Origin of the sequence: Prevotella sp. KH2C16 (assembly GCF_900113305.1) — a bacterium.
GTDB lineage: Bacteria > Bacteroidota > Bacteroidia > Bacteroidales > Bacteroidaceae > Prevotella.
Window position 1 is genome coordinate 190518 of the sequence record NZ_FOOW01000003.1, and the last position, 15500, is coordinate 206017.

At 48.7% G+C, this 15500-nt stretch carries 13 protein-coding genes; 5 read left to right on the forward strand and 8 right to left on the reverse strand.

The window, feature by feature from the left end; translation table 11 throughout:
- Window positions 1-2: 2 nt before the first annotated feature.
- The 4 genes from carA to uxaC all read right to left on the reverse strand — a co-directional run bounded on the left by carA (window position 3) and on the right by uxaC (window position 5395).
- Complete coding sequence (carA, locus tag BM114_RS03700; RefSeq protein ID WP_092110535.1) at window positions 3-1079, reverse strand: glutamine-hydrolyzing carbamoyl-phosphate synthase small subunit; 1077 nt, start codon at window positions 1077-1079, stop codon at window positions 3-5.
- A 5-nt stretch (window positions 1080-1084) separates the two neighbouring features.
- On the reverse strand, window positions 1085-2980 hold the full coding sequence (locus BM114_RS03705; protein WP_092110537.1) for an amidophosphoribosyltransferase: 1896 nt from the start codon (window positions 2978-2980) through the stop codon (window positions 1085-1087).
- 115 nt (window positions 2981-3095) lie between these two features.
- Complete coding sequence (locus tag BM114_RS03710) at window positions 3096-3896, reverse strand: polysaccharide biosynthesis/export family protein (RefSeq protein WP_092110540.1); 801 nt, start codon at window positions 3894-3896, stop codon at window positions 3096-3098.
- Between the two features lie 92 nt (window positions 3897-3988).
- Entirely contained in the window at window positions 3989-5395 is a 1407-nt protein-coding gene (uxaC, locus tag BM114_RS03715) for a glucuronate isomerase (RefSeq protein ID WP_092110542.1), read from the reverse strand.
- A 106-nt stretch (window positions 5396-5501) separates the two neighbouring features.
- Between uxaC and BM114_RS03720 the strand changes: the two genes are divergently transcribed.
- Together BM114_RS03720 and rbr are read left to right on the forward strand one after the other, a co-directional pair.
- Complete coding sequence (locus BM114_RS03720) at window positions 5502-6536, forward strand: type I asparaginase (protein WP_092110544.1); 1035 nt, start codon at window positions 5502-5504, stop codon at window positions 6534-6536.
- Between the two features lie 97 nt (window positions 6537-6633).
- Window positions 6634-7176 carry a rubrerythrin gene (gene rbr / locus BM114_RS03725; RefSeq protein WP_092110549.1) on the forward strand — a complete coding sequence of 181 codons (543 nt, stop codon included), beginning with the start codon at window positions 6634-6636 and terminating at the stop codon, window positions 7174-7176.
- A gap of 411 nt (window positions 7177-7587) precedes the next feature.
- Here the strand turns inward: rbr and dapA are convergent, their stop codons facing one another.
- From dapA to BM114_RS03745, 4 genes are all read right to left on the reverse strand, one after another.
- Window positions 7588-8475 (reverse strand): 4-hydroxy-tetrahydrodipicolinate synthase, encoded by an 888-nt coding sequence (dapA, locus tag BM114_RS03730; RefSeq protein WP_092110551.1) that lies wholly within the window; start codon window positions 8473-8475, stop codon window positions 7588-7590.
- A 105-nt stretch (window positions 8476-8580) separates the two neighbouring features.
- Window positions 8581-9519: a DMT family transporter gene (locus BM114_RS03735; protein WP_092110553.1), complete on the reverse strand. Its 939-nt coding sequence runs from the start codon at window positions 9517-9519 to the stop codon at window positions 8581-8583.
- An 11-nt stretch (window positions 9520-9530) separates the two neighbouring features.
- Complete coding sequence (truA, locus tag BM114_RS03740) at window positions 9531-10271, reverse strand: tRNA pseudouridine(38-40) synthase TruA (RefSeq protein WP_092110632.1); 741 nt, start codon at window positions 10269-10271, stop codon at window positions 9531-9533.
- A complete protein-coding gene (locus BM114_RS03745; protein WP_143089242.1) occupies window positions 10271-11785 on the reverse strand; it encodes a ComEC/Rec2 family competence protein in 1515 nt (504 codons plus the stop codon). The genes truA and BM114_RS03745 overlap by 1 nt, the downstream gene beginning before the upstream one ends.
- Window positions 11786-11903: 118 nt before the next feature.
- Between BM114_RS03745 and BM114_RS03750 the strand changes: the two genes are divergently transcribed.
- The 3 genes from BM114_RS03750 to fmt are packed head-to-tail and all read left to right on the forward strand — an operon-like array spanning window position 11904 to window position 15500.
- Window positions 11904-12683, forward strand: coding sequence for an EFR1 family ferrodoxin (locus BM114_RS03750; RefSeq protein ID WP_092110558.1), 780 nt, complete (start codon window positions 11904-11906; stop codon window positions 12681-12683).
- A gap of 30 nt (window positions 12684-12713) precedes the next feature.
- Complete coding sequence (locus BM114_RS03755; RefSeq protein ID WP_092110560.1) at window positions 12714-14522, forward strand: M6 family metalloprotease domain-containing protein; 1809 nt, start codon at window positions 12714-12716, stop codon at window positions 14520-14522.
- A complete protein-coding gene (fmt, locus tag BM114_RS03760) occupies window positions 14523-15500 on the forward strand; it encodes a methionyl-tRNA formyltransferase (RefSeq protein ID WP_092110562.1) in 978 nt (325 codons plus the stop codon).

Below are 15500 nucleotides of genomic sequence, written 5' to 3' on the forward strand. Positions count from 1 at the left end.
TTTTACTTTAATGCTTCCACAAACTTATCAAACATAAACTCCGTATCTAATGGACCGGAACATGCTTCCGGATGAAACTGGCTGGAAAACCACGGATATTTCTTATGGCGGATACCCTCATTGCTGCCGTCGTTCATATTGACGAAAAGTTCTTGCCAGTCCCGTCCTAAAGTAGTTGCGTCCAAAGCGTAACCATGATTCTGGGAAGTTATATAGCACTTTTCTGTACCTACTAAACGGACTGGCTGATTATGAGAACGATGGCCATACTTCAATTTATAAATAACGGCTCCCGATGCCTTCCCTAACAATTGGTTGCCCATGCAAATTCCACAAATAGGCTTTCGGGAAAGTCCCATCTGCTTTCGTATAATCTTTACCGCATCCTCACAAGTATCAGGATCACCAGGCCCATTAGCCAGAAAAAGCCCATCGAAGTCCATGTCTGTGTAATCATAGTTCCAAGGAACCCTGATTACTTCCATATTTCGATTAACCAGTTCACGGATTATATTTGCCTTAACACCACAATCTACCAATACAACTTTCCTTCCTACTCCTTCATTATATCTGATGACAGACTTACAACTCACCCTATCGACAAAGTTCACTCCTTCATAATCAGCTAGCGGAATATTACCCGGATCGTCATCAAACAGGATTTGTCCCATCATTACACCGTGTTCCCGAAGGACCTTCGTAAGCTCTCGGGTATCAATACCAGTAATGCCTGGCACATGTTCACGCTTCAACCAGGCTGCAAGACTTTCTACCGCATTCCAATGAGAATACTGCTCACTATAATCTGAAACTATAAGAGCCGATGCATAAATCTTATCACTTTCCATAAAAGATGGAAGTCCGTTAGATTCTGTCATGCAAGGGGGAACTCCATAATTACCCACCAATGGGAATGTCAGCGTCAACAACTGGCCTGCATAAGACGGATCGGTAAGGCTTTCGGGATAGCCCATCATCGCTGTATTAAACACCACTTCTCCAGCTACTGGGGTTTCATACCCAAATGATTTCCCATGAAATTTCGTGCCATCCGATAACAGTAAAGTTACATTTCTCATTATAATCAGAATTTTTGTTCGTATTGATAAACCCTCTCCATATAATTAACAAAAGCTTGATTACAAAGCTTTGTTCCTCCGGGAGTAGGATATTTCCCTGTGAAATACCAATCACCCTTATGTTCAGGTATTGCCTTATGCAAGCCTTCAACAGACTGGAAGACAAGGTCTATTGGTGTCGTTACATCGGCGGGTCGCAGCATCTCCACAATTTTCTTATTAATATCTTCTATGCTAAATGGTCTATAGACATCCCGTACACAATTGCGCATTTCGCTCTTTGGCTTCAAAAGTTCTTGCTGACAATTGTGGTAGGTATCATCTATCAACTGATATAGCCCCCTCTCCTTTAATAATTCCATAGTTGCCCTGAATGCACAAAACTCCTCTAACCGAGGCATATCGATTCCATAATAATCAGGATATCGAATCTGAGGAGCGCTACTCACTACTACAATCTTCTTAGGATGCAACCTGTCGAGAATGCGGATAATGCTCTCCTTCAAGGTTGTACCGCGGACAATACTGTCATCTATGATCACAAGGTTATCCATATAAGGTTCTATGCTTCCATATGTTATATCATACACATGGGAAGCGAGATCGTTCCGCGATTTACTTTCCGTGATAAAGGTGCGAAGCTTGATGTCTTTCCATGCGACCTTTTCACTTCTCACGGAGAGACTTAGTATTTTATCCAGTTCCTCATGAGTAGGAGTATGTCCTAAATCTAAAATCGCCTGAATCTTCTTTTCGTGCACAAACTTACGGAAACCTTCTAAAAGCCCATAGAAGGCAACCTCTGCCGTATTGGGAACGAAAGATAATACCGTGTGCTCCGTATCATTGTCTACAGACGCCAAAACCAGCTGGGTTAGTTGCTCACCCAATTTTTTACGCTCCAGATAAATATCTTTGTCCGAACCTCGAGAAAAGTAAATCCGCTCAAAGGAACATGCGGAATCCCCTTTCTGGTCAAGAATCTGTTTCACCTCACATTCCCCGCTACGCTTTACCAATAAGGCACAGCCGGGGCGAAGTTCCTGTATATCTTCGCATTCCAGCTCGAATGTAGTCTGCAATACCGGTCTCTCGGAAGCAACAACAACGATTTCATCATTCCTATAATAATAGGCCGGACGAATTGCCCACGGATCCCGGATGGAAAACATCTCACCCGAACCGGTAAGGCCACACACCACATATCCTCCATCAAAGTTTTCCATAGATGTCTTGAGGACATTGGCCATTTCCACATGGTCTTCTATATAATGTGTGATCTCTGTATCCTTTAATCCTCTCTCCTGCGCCTCAACAAAGTTTCTTTCTACTTCCCTGTCAAGCCTGTGCCCCATTAATTCGAGCATAATATAGCTGTCGCTATAGATGCGAGGAAATTGTCCTTGTCGGGTAAGCCGTTCAAAAACCTCTTCAATATTAGTCATATTGAAGTTGCCGCAAAGGCAGAGATTCTTGGCTTTCCAATTATTTCGACGGAGAAAAGGATGAACAAATCGTATACCCTTCTTTCCCGTCGTAGAATATCTCAAGTGCCCCATATACAGTTCTCCGGCAAAAGGCAGGTTCTCTTTGACATATTCGATATCATTCAACCGCTCTTGTGAGAAATCCTTATACTGGGAATAGACACTGGAAAATATGTTCTGTATGGCGTCCTTCCCTTCTGCACGCTCCCGGAACATATATTCATTACCAGGCTGCGCCCCCAATTTCACGCAGGCTATGCCTGCCCCCTCCTGTCCGCGATTGTGTTCTTTCTCCATCATGAGATAGAGTTTATTAAGCGCATACATCCATGTACCATACTTCTGATGGTAATATTCCAATGGCTTAAGCAATCTTATAAGTGCTATCCCACATTCATGTTTTAGTGGTTCCAATTCTTATTTCCTTTATTTCTACTAACGATTACGAAATTATTTACGCTTTCCCTCAAAAGAAAAAAATGAAGAATGTAATGTTTCGAGTCATTATCATTCTTCATTTTCCGGTTCTTTAGTTCCTCACGATGTTCGTTATAAAGGAGGCTACCGAGATTACGATACTTACAAGCGAGAACCAGATGGTCGTCGACTGCCCGATTCCTGAGTTTTTGGCTTTAACCTTGTTTGGCTCCACATATATCACATCATTCTGCTGTAAATAATAATAAGGTGAATTTATGATATGCGCATCATTCAAGTTCAGACGGTGTGCGGTCTTCTCACCATTAGCATCCTCACGAATCAGAATGATGTTATTACGCTTACCATAGATGGTCAAGTCTCCAGCCTGGGCAATAGCCTCGAGAACACTCATTTTCTCCGTCTCTACCTGGACAACCTTAGGTGATGCAACCTCACCCATGACCGTAACATGATAACTGGACATACGAACCGTAACAATCGGGTTTTCCGTCTTTGCAAGATAAGGTGCTATCTTGCTCGCAACCAAGTCTTGACATTCGTTCTTCGTCAAACCGGCAACATGCAACTTCCCCACAACCGGGAAATTAATATATCCGTCATTATCAACCAGGTAACCTTGGAGGGAACCGGAGCCACCGTTCAGCTGTCCCCTGGAGCCAATACTATTAGATACTGCCAGGTTAAACGGAGCCGCAGCTTCTGGAGTCAAGGTGTTTACCGTGATGGTAAGCATATCCTTTGGCATGATTTTTGCATCATACAGGCCTCTCGAAGCAGCAAGACTGATAGAGTCAATATTCTGGAAATAAGCCACTTTCTTACTGCCTGCACAACTTCCGACAAGCGCAATCATCAGCAATGCGATGAATGGGATTAGGATTTTTTTCATATTATAAAATTTCGTGTGTCAATAAAAACAAAGCAAATTTAATACTATTTTTTGAAAGTCGCAAAGATTTAGCTAATTAATTAATAAAAATCTCAGAAATCAAAAAATCTGAAATAGCGATAGGCATTATTATAACTAATGTCTTCAACCATACGATAAAGTGGCTTCCCGTCTGCAGGCAACAGACCATTTTCAACATCACTCCCAAGAATATTACACAACAATCTCCTAAAATACTCATGACGGGGATAGCTTAGGAACGAACGGGAATCCGTAAGCATACCGACGAAACGAGACAACAGCCCAAGATTGGAAAGGGCCTCCATCTGCCTGCGCATGCCATCCAGGTTGTCGTTAAACCACCACCCCGCCCCAAACTGCATCTTCCCGGGTTCACTTCCATCTTGGAAATTACCGATCATGGACGCCACCATTTCATTGGCGTTGGGATTTAAGGTGTAGATGATTGTCCTGGTCAGTTTGCCTTCCGAACTCAGATAGCTGAAGAAATGGCTCATCGCCAAGGCCGTCTCGTATTCTCCTATCGAGTCAAAACCCGTGTCCGGGCCAAGCTGCTTGAACATTTTCTGGTTATTGTTACGCATCGGACCATAATGATACTGCTGCGTCCAGTCTGCATCGGCATCCATTTCTGCATTCAGGGCAAGGAAGCTCTTCTTGTATTGGTGTATCTCCTGGGCACTCAACTGCATGCCCCGCATGGCCTTGGAGAAAATGGTCTCCACCTGTGAATCTGAATAAAACTCATCGTAGAACATCTCTATGCCATGATCGGAGAGTCTGCATCCATTCTCTCCGAAGAAGTCGTGCCTCTTCTGCAAAGCATCCATCAGGTCTTTAAATGTAACAATGTTAGTATCAGAGGCCTCCGAAAGTTTATTGATATAGTCATTAAATCCTATTTTGTCTATATCCATCGCCTTGTCGGGACGCCATGCCGGCAACATCTTGATTTCAAATTCGCTGTCCCGGGTAGCCTTGTGCCAACGAAGGTCATCTATGGGATCGTCTGTCGTACAGACACATTTCACATTATATTTGCGCATCAATCCCCGTGCCGAGAATTCTGGCAGTTGCAGCTTCTCGTTGCATTCATCATAGATTTCACGGGCAGTTTCCGGCATCAGCAACTTCTGAATATCAAATGCGGTGCGCAGCTCAAGGTGCGTCCAATGATATAAAGGGTTCCTATATAAATAGGGAACGGTCTCTGCCCACTTCTCAAATTTCTCCCAGTCGGACGCCTCCCCTGTTATATATCTTTCGTCAACACCATTACTTCTCATGGCTCTCCACTTGTAATGATCGCCTCCAAGCCAAAGCTCCGTGATGTTCTTAAAGCGATGATCCTCGGCCACCATCCGCGGATCCAGATGGCAATGGTAGTCGATAATCGGCATCTTTGCGGCATGGTTGTGATAGAGGTCTCTGGCGGTCTCCGTATCTAACAGGAAGTCTTTATCCATAAACTGTTTCATGATGTATTTGATTTTTTAAGCGTTTTCGTGTGCAAATATACTAAAAATTTTGGATTTGTGAGTTTTTTGGCCTATATTTGCGGCAAAATACGACACAAAGGCTAATATGAAAAGAACCGAGAAAGTCCTTCTGATATACACGGGAGGTACCATTGGCATGGGGCGCAATCCCGAGACCGGCGCATTAGAGCCATTGGATCTCACCCATTTGGTAAAGCTTCTACCAGAATTCCACTACATCAGAACCGGCATAGATGTCTATCAGTTTGAGCCCATCATCGACTCGAGTGATATGAATCCGGAACTGTGGGCACAGCTCGTACGAATCATTTCGGAGCGATATGAGCTCTATGACGGGTTCGTGATTCTCCATGGAACCGACACGATGGCCTATACGGCATCGGCTCTCTCGTTCATGCTGGAGAACCTGACGAAGCCTGTTATCCTCACCGGAAGCCAACTCCCGTTAGGGCAGCTGCGCACGGACGGCAAGGAGAATCTCCTGACCAGCATCGAGCTTGCCTCACAGCACAACCCCGATGGAACTCCAATCGTCCCTGAAGTGTGCATCTATTTTAACGGCGCACTCCTCCGAGGGAATCGGTCAACCAAGCAGAATGCCGATGGCTTCGACGCCTTCGACTCCTTCAACTATCCGCATTTGTGCGAGTCCGGCGTAAACTTCACCTTCTACAGGCACCACATTCTGAAACCGGATTTCTCTAAGCCGATGACTCCCCATTTCGAGATGGACGGCAACATCATCGTGTTCTCCTTGTTCCCGGGGATACAGGAGCCTGCCGTGAAGCATGTGCTCGAAGCGCCGGAACTGCGAGGCATCGTGATGAGAACCTATGGCAGCGGCAACGCCCCCCATGCTCCGTGGATGACCAAACTGCTGAAGGAGGCAAGCAACCGCGGCGTGTGCGTCGTCAATATCAGCCAGTGCATATCGGGAAGTGTCGAGATGTCGAGATACGATACTGGCTATCAACTTCAGGATGCGGGGGTCATTTCGGGGCTTGACAGCACCGTAGAAGCCGCCATAGCCAAGCTGATGCACCTCCAGGCCAGATACGATGACTATGCCACCATCCGCAAGATGATGACCATGTCGCTGGCGGGTGAAATCACAATTTAGCCCTGATTTGTAATTATTACAATAAAATATTTGGATTTTTTACAGATTCTTTATAACTTTGCAGCATACAAAATACCAAACATAAACAAACTAAATTATGAAAGATTTAAAAGGAACAAAAACTGAAAAGAACCTCCAGGAGGCTTTTGCCGGTGAGAGCCAGGCACGAAACAAGTACACATATTTTGCAAGCAAGGCCAAGAAAGACGGCTATGAGCAGATAGCTGCGCTCTTCGAAGAGACTGCCAACAACGAGAAGGAGCACGCCAAGTTGTGGTTCAAGTATCTCGAGGGCGGCGAAATCAAGGACACCATGAGCAACCTCGAGGCTGCCGCCAACGGTGAGAACTACGAGTGGACCGACATGTACGACCGCATGGCCAAGGACGCCGAGGAAGAAGGCTTCAAGGAAATTGCCGCCAAGTTCCGTGCCGTAGCCGCCATCGAGAAGCATCACGAGGAGCGCTATCGCAAGCTCTTGAAGAACATCGAAGACAGCGTTGTATTCTCTCGCGACGGCGACAGAATCTGGGTTTGCCGCAACTGTGGACACATCGTAGTGGGTCCCAAGGCACCTAAGGTTTGCCCCGTATGCCTCCACCCGCAGAGTTTCTTCGAGCTCCGTGCAGAAAACTATTAATTACTTTACGGCCATAGATTTAGGGCGGAACCACGAGTTCCGCCCTTTTTGTTGCCTTGCTTTATTCACGCCCACTCTCTTCGGGATGGCTTGAGGCCCCTGGCAGGCTGCATCGGAAAGTTCGGGAAGACGACCGTCAGCCGTTCCCGGTAAAACAGTAAGCGGCAAACAGGCTGACAAAATCGGCGAGATTGAACGACAAAATCGGCGAAATCACGGGACAAAATCGGCGATTTTGTCAAACGAAGTGCCGCTGTTTCCATTCCGGAATATCCCCTGCGCCATCTCCGGCGGCATTCTCCATACAGAACACGGTACAGGAAAACGAAGACAATATCTATGGGGCAAGATGAGAAACTACAAGCTTTGCATTTCCATTTTCGGGAAAACCAGCAGCTCTACGGCCGCCGTCTATATGCGGAGATCTTTCAATATCCGGGCCATCTTGTCCTTGATCTCTATTCGGGTGGGTACCAACGGCAGGCGAAGCACATTCTCAATGTAGCCCATATCGCTGAGCAACGCCTTCACGCCGGCGGGATTCCCGTCGACGAACAGCAGCTTATAAAGCTCCGTAAACATGTGGTGAATCTTGCGGGCAGACTCGTATTCTCCCTTGAATTCCAGTCGGATCATGCGCGAGAATTCCTTGGGAAGGGCGTTGCCGATGACCGAAATCACGCCCACGGCACCGCTTGCCACCATTGAGAAGGTGAGTGCGTCGTCGCCGCTGATGACATCAAAGCGGTCGGGCTTTCCCTTGATGATCTCATCCACCTGCTCCAGAGAACCGGAAGCTTCCTTCACCCCGACGATGTTCGGGCAGTCGTTGGCAAGGCGGATAAGCGTCTGCGGCTTCATGTTCACCCCCGTCCGGCCCGGCACATTATAGAGGACGAGGGGAAGCGGACTTACCTCGGCTATAGTCTTGAAATGCTGATAGAGTCCCTCCTGGGAAGGTTTGTTATAGTACGGGCAGATACTCAGGATACCGTCAATGCCCGTCCAGTCGGTTTGCTGGATTTCCTCTATCACGGCACGAGTGTTGTTTCCGCCGCAATATTTCAATATGGGGAGCCTCCCTTGGTTGGTTTCCCGCACCAATTCCGTAATCTTATCCTTTTCTTCCTTCGATAGACACGGCACTTCTCCGGTGGTGGCAAGGATACAGAAGAAGTCGGCTCCGTTGTCAATCTGATACTCTACGAGCCGCTTCAAGGCTCCATAGTCCACTTCTCCATCGGATGTGAATGGAGTAACCAGTGCAATTCCAAGTCCCTTGAATATATGCTGTGCCATAATCGTGATGTTTATGAAAAAGTCATTCTATCTGTCTCTGCATGCAAAGATATAAATTTTCCGAAAGACTTCCAAGACTTCTACATTATTTAATAGAATCTATTTTCAGCGGGTTCCCATCCAGAGAAAGAGCATGCTGAGCAGCACCAGGGCCAGGTCGGACGCCTTGGAGCGCAGGTTCTTCTCGTGAAAGAAGAGAGCCCCCATCAGGAAACTGACCACCACCGACGACCTCCTGACCATCGAGACGATGGAAATCATCGCGCCGGGAATGCTCAGCGCATAGAAATAAACGAAGTCGGCCGCACTCAGAAAGACGCTGATCAGCACGATGGCCCAGTCCCAATGAAATCCGTCCCACGACTGCCGAACCTCCGAAGACTTGCGCCCGAGGCCCTTATGACTGACCAACAGCACCGCACCCATCATCACCATCTGATAGATATTATACCAGCTTTGCACGGCCATGCGGTCCAATCCCACCCCGCCGTCTGCCGGCGAAGCCATCAGATACTTGTCATAAAGTCCGCTCAAAGCTCCCAGAACCGCGGCGGCCAGCAGGAAATACACCCACACATCGTGCTTGAAGTCGATGCCTTCCTTCTTTCCGCTCCGGCTTAGAAGATAGAAGGAGAGGATGGCGAGCACGACTCCTGCCCACTGCCAGGCATTCAGCTCCTCGCCGAAAATCAGCAAGGCACCCACCAAAGTCATCATGGGACGGGTGGCATTGATGGGTCCGGCTATGGTGAGCGGCAAATGCTTCAGGGCAAAATAGCCGAAGGTCCACGAGCTCAACACGATGCAGCTCTTCAGGAGAATGTACTTGTGCATCTCCCATCCCCCGCTTCCGACATGGAAAATCGTGCGGTCCAGCACGCCCGTTTTTGCCGACAGCAGGATGAAAGGCAGGAATATCAACGACGAGAAGAGCGTGTTCAGAAACAGAACCGCAATCACATCATTCCCCTTAAGCGATTTTTTCTTGCAGGCATCATAGAGACCCAGCAAAGCCGCAGAGACGAAAGCTAAGGCAAGCCACATATTCGTAATCCTCAATATTTTATATCCCAGAGGAACAAGGCGTGCCCTGGCATGCTCTCGCCCGCACTGGAGCGACTGCCCGAGGCAATGATCTGCCGGAATTCCCCTATCGAAATTTTCCCACGGCCCACATCTATAAGGGTGCCCACGACAGCCCTCACCATGTTACGAAGAAACCGATTGGCCGTTATTACGAATCTCCAACGCTTCACATCGCCGTCTTCCATCAACTCCCATTGGGCCCTGGTTACATCGCAAAGGGTGGTCTTCACATCGGCTCCTGCCTTGCAGAAGGCTCCGAAATCCTTCACCGTGAGCAGCTGTCGGGCAGCCTCGCTCATCTTGTCAAAGTCAAGCTGATAGGGCATCTCCAAGGAATAGTGGCGCAAAAAAGGGTCGCGGCCGATATGGATGAAATAATAATAGGTGCGTGCGGTGGCCGAGAAACGGGCATGGAGGTCGGACGCCACTTTCTCTATCCTGCCCACCGCTATGTCGCGGGGCAGCATCCGATTGAGCCTGTAGACAAGCTGGGTCTCGTCGAAAACATCGTCGACATCGAAATGAGCCACCATCATCCGGGCGTGAACGCCGGCATCCGTACGGCCGGCACCCGTTATCTCTACCGGCTTACGCAGCAAAACAGACAGACACGACTGAAGTTCCCCTTGCACGGAAATCCCGTTCGGCTGAACCTGCCAGCCATGATAACGAGTGCCGTCGTAACTAAGATAGATAAAATAGCGTTGCATCATTTCCGCTGCAAATTTATACAAATTATCCGATATGCGCAAAACATCATCACATAAATCAGCAATGCCTGCACCCAGTTGATGCGGATACCGTCTATCGAGGCTCCCGGCAGCGAGGCTATCCACCCCACCCCAGCGTTCATCCAGCCTGCCACCAGTGCCAGTCCCTTCGCTATAAAGGTCTGGACAGCGGCTACCGGCGTTGCGACGAACAGCAAGACGGCACCATAGAGAATACAGGTGGCACACGGAATGACGATGAAATTGGTCAGGAGGAAATAGCATGAGAAGCGGCCGAAATAGAGCATGATGAGCGGTGCAACCCCTATCTGGGCAGCAATAGACACTACTATCATGCCGACAAACCAATTCAGGTGCCGGCGGGGATAAATGAGCAGGATGCCCAGAACGGCCATGAACGACATCTGGAAGCCCACATCCCACAAAATGTAAGGATTAATGACAAGCATGATGACCGCTGCCGTGGCCAAGGCATTCAGCGACATCTTGTCGCGATTGAGCAGGCTCATCAGGCCGTAGATGGTGAGCATCGTTGCCGACCGCAGCACGCTTGCCGACATGCCGACCAAAACCACATAGCTCCATATGGCTGTCAGCGACACCAACTGCACCACCACATCCGGCCATCGCTGATAAATCTCCGTCGGTTTACGGAACAACTTCACGACGCTTGTTATCAGCAAGACCAAAACAGCATATATAATGCCCAAATGGAGGCCGCTCAAAGCGAGGATATGACTTCCTCCTGAAATTGAATAATCTTCCTTAATCCGACTGGATATCATGGATTTATCACCGAGAACCATGGCGGATATCAAAGCGAGGTTATCTTCTTCAAGATTCAAATGCCGCAGTCTGTCCGTCAACTTGTGCCTGAACTTCAAGGCGGCAATCTTCACACGCTGGAAATTAGATAGCCGTGCAAGCGAAATCTGACTGCGTGCCCAACTGTCATAATAGATAAAAGTCTGTGCCTGAAACCCATGCACCCGCAGCCAGCGGGCATAGTCAAAGTTAGAATCGAAATAGAAATTGGAGGGCTCCTCTAACTTCGACTTGGCTATGATGCCATCGCCGACCTTCAGTTTTGCCCACGCATTTGTCAAGGTATCTCGCAATATGGAGGCCTTCACCTTGATGGGCTCTTGCGTGGAAGTGGTCAGCAGATCGCAGCGAAGCACCTTGCCCCTGATCTGGGGCTCGCTAATCACCACCGCCTCATATCCTATCTCTCGCTCGGGGAGCACGACTTCACGGGCATTCCTCACCTCCGTCAGCGACCAGATGCCAAACATCATCGTTGAAAGCAGCAAAGTGATACTTTGGGAAACAGGCCTTTCACGGGATACATTCACGATAACCAGCAAGGCAATCATCACGCCCAGCCATGCCACCGACGGCAGACTACCGCCCCACCGGTCGCCAATCAGAATCCCCAGAATGAGCGCACCCACAATTCGCATCATCGGGTAGAGCTGTATCTTGCCATTCACCTCCACAGACGCAAAGGTACAAATCTTTTCGTGAAATCACAGAGCCCGCCGTTAAATATTTTTCATGATTTTATGGGAATTTGTTTGAATTGTATCTAAAAATATGTATCTTTGCATTATGATATTCTATTTTTCAGGTACGGGAAATACTCGGTGGGCTGCAAAGATTCTGGCTGATAAGCTCGGCGAGCAATTGACCTACATCCCCAACATGACGGAAAAAGACTGCCGTTTCAGCCTTGAGAAGGGCGAAAGACTCGGTTTTGTACTGCCTGTCCACGGCTGGCGTCCTCCCTTGATGGTGAGAAAGTTTATCCAGGAGCTCGTCATCGAGGGAGACATAGATTACACCTATGTGCTCTGGACGGCAGGAGACTCTATCGGAAAGGCTACCGAAATTCTGACCGGCGACCTCCAGAAGAGAGGCATCGAACTGTATTCCGCCTTCTCGCTCATCATGCCCGAGGCGTATGTAGGCCTCCCCTTCATGGATGTAGACCCGCAAGAAAAGGAAATCGCAAAGAAGCAGAAGGCCGAGAAAAACCTGAACGACTTTATAAAAGACATAGAAGGAAAAGAAAAGGGAGTCGCCAAAACCGTGAAAGGACCTATCCCGGCATTCTTCAGCGGACCCGTAGGAGGCTTCTTCGTGAAGCACCTTATTACCGACAAACCCTTCCATGTAGAGAGCGAGAGATGCGTGAAATGCGGAATCTGTGCAGATGTCTGTCCGGTAAATGACATCATCGGAGGATTAGGAAAAGAACCGCAATGGAAACACAACGGGACATGCCTGAGTTGCTTCACCTGCTATCACCACTGTCCGCACCATGCCATAGAATACGGAAACAGAACTCGAAAGAAAGGCCAGTACTTCTTCGGGCGGATCCATAAGTAAGGTACCACTAAAATTGACAATGTAGAAAATATGAGACGGAAAAACAATTTGCTGCTAATCCTTACACTCCTCCTGATTACGGTAACAAGTTGGGGTGCAAAGGCTATAAGCACCCCGATTCAGGTTCAGCAGGCAGACGGAACCCAATTGACGATTTTCCTTCATGGAGACGAATACTTCAATTGGGTAACAACAGCCGATGAAGTGCTGCTGGTACAGGTCGGAAAAGGTTATTACATTGCCTCCGTCGCAAAGGACGGAACACTAACGGCCACCTCACAGCTTGCTCACGAGGCGAACATACGGCAACGCACGGAGCAGGATTTGGTAGCGTCCCAAGACAAAAGTCTTTTTATCAGAAATGTCGAAGGCAACAAAAACAAGGCAAAAACCCGGTCAATACCCATCGGAACACCTACCCCGCCCTATTTTCCTCATACCGGAAGCCCCAAGGCCTTGGTGCTGCTCGTGGAGTTCCAAGATGTGAAATTCACGACTTCCGACCCCATTGCGACATTCAAGTACTATCTGAACGCACAGCCGGGGGACCCCGTCCCTGCAAACAACGACATCAACCAAAGCAGACTCCACGGAAGCGTAAGGCAATACTTCCATGAAATGAGCCAAGGTTTGTTTACCCCCCAGTTTGATGTGAAGGGGGTATTTACCATGCCGGAGACCTCCGTCTATTATGGAAAAGGCCATGACGACCAACACTATCAAGAGATGATTGCCAATGCATGTGCACAAGCGGACGCAGCGGGAGTTGACTTCTCGCAGTATGATCAGAACCATGACGGCCTGGCAGACTTGGTCTATATCATCTACGCTGGCTACGGGGCAAGCGTCTCAGGAGATGATAACGACCTCTGGCCAAAGTCCGGCGCGGGTTCATTCGGCACCTACGATGGGGTAAAAGTTGCACGATACGGCATCAACAACGAATTGAACTATCGGGCAAACTATGTGCCCTCCGGAAGCCCGAGATACCGAATCAACGGCATCGGACTATTCTGCCACGAGTTTTCTCACACCCTGGGGCTCCCCGATTTCTATCCAAGCAACTCTGCTGCGCAGATAGACAACCAGGCTTTGGAGTATTGGGACCTGATGGACGGAGGTGAATATGTAGACAACGGATATACTCCCACACCCTATACTCCGTGGGAGATGGAGGTCATGGGGTGGATGAATCTCACGGAGTTAAGCGACGCCGGGAATTACTCGCTACAGCCCTTCGACGAAGAGCACAAGGCCTACAAGATTACAAGCGGCATCGAGAACAACTCCGAATACCTCATCCTGCAGAACATCCAGAATAATGGCTGGTGGTCAAAAATGCTGGGAAAGGGGATGCTCGTGTATCGAGTTGACTATCAAAAAGGGAGCATCAACATCGGCGATTACCCCAACAATACCGCAGGCAAGCCCGGTCTGACCATCGTTCCGGCCGACGGTCTGCTCATAACTTCTTACCGGGTATATGATCCAGAGACGGGACCTACCGCAACAAAGCCGTACAGCAGGGAAGAATACAACAACAGCCATCGGGGCGACCCCTATCCCGGCACATCCAATGTAACCCGGATTGAGAGCGTCGCCGTAAACGGGGGAACCATCAAAAAACCTATCTATCAGATTACGGAAAGTACTGACGGAACCATATCTTTCAACTTCCTGAAAGAGCCTACACCGACAGGAATACAAGATATTAAGGCCACAGGCAAGCCTAAGGACGACAAGATATACACCCTTGACGGACGATATGTCGGGACAAACCTTTCCGGTCTTCCAAAAGGAATCTACATCTATCAGCATAAGAAATATGTAGTAAAATAAATGGAAAAGAAAGATTTAAGGATTATCTTTATGGGAACGCCCGAGTTTGCGGTAGAGTCGCTGCGGCAGCTTGTCGAGGGCGGCTACCAAGTGGTTGCCGTCATAACGCAGCCCGACAAGCCCGTTGGCCGACACCAGGACACCCTGCAACCCTCGGAAGTCAAGAAATATGCCCTGTCGCAGGGACTTCCCGTATTGCAACCCGTCAAGATGAAGGACGAGGCTTTCGTCGAGGAGCTGAGAAGCTACCATGCCGATTTGCAAATCGTAGTAGCCTTTCGGATGCTTCCCGAAGTGGTATGGGCCATGCCGCGATACGGAACCTTTAATGTACATGCCGCCCTGCTGCCCCAATATCGCGGTGCCGCACCCATCAACTGGGCCGTCATCAACGGTGAGACGCAGACGGGAGTTACCACATTTTTCCTTGACAAGGACATCGACACGGGTCGCATCATCGACCGGAAGACATTCGAGATTCCCGACGAGGCCGATGTGGAATATGTCTACGACGGACTGATGCACCTTGGCGCACAACTGTGCGTAGAAACTGTAGACAAGGTGATTGCCACCGACGGCCAAGTGCCAAGCATCCCGCAAGAGGAATCTGCCGACCTAAAGGTTGCCCCGAAGATTTTCAAGGAGACCTGCCAGATTAACTGGAATCTGCCTGCCAAGAAAGTCTACGACTTCATCCGCGGCCTCAGTCCCTATCCCGGAGCTTGGACCACCCTGTTTCCCGCCGACAACGAGGGATGCGAAACCTTCACTTTAAAGATATTCAAGACAACGAAAACAAACCTGTCAGCCGATATGGAAGTAGGTTCCATCACGACAGAAAACAAGAAGCTCTATATCGCCTGCACCGACTTCTGGCTCCAGATAGACAAGTTGCAGGCCTCGGGCAAGAAGCGCATGCAGGCAAAGGACTTCCTGAACGGCATGCGCGACATCAATGTTTTCAAGGCAGGCCGATAA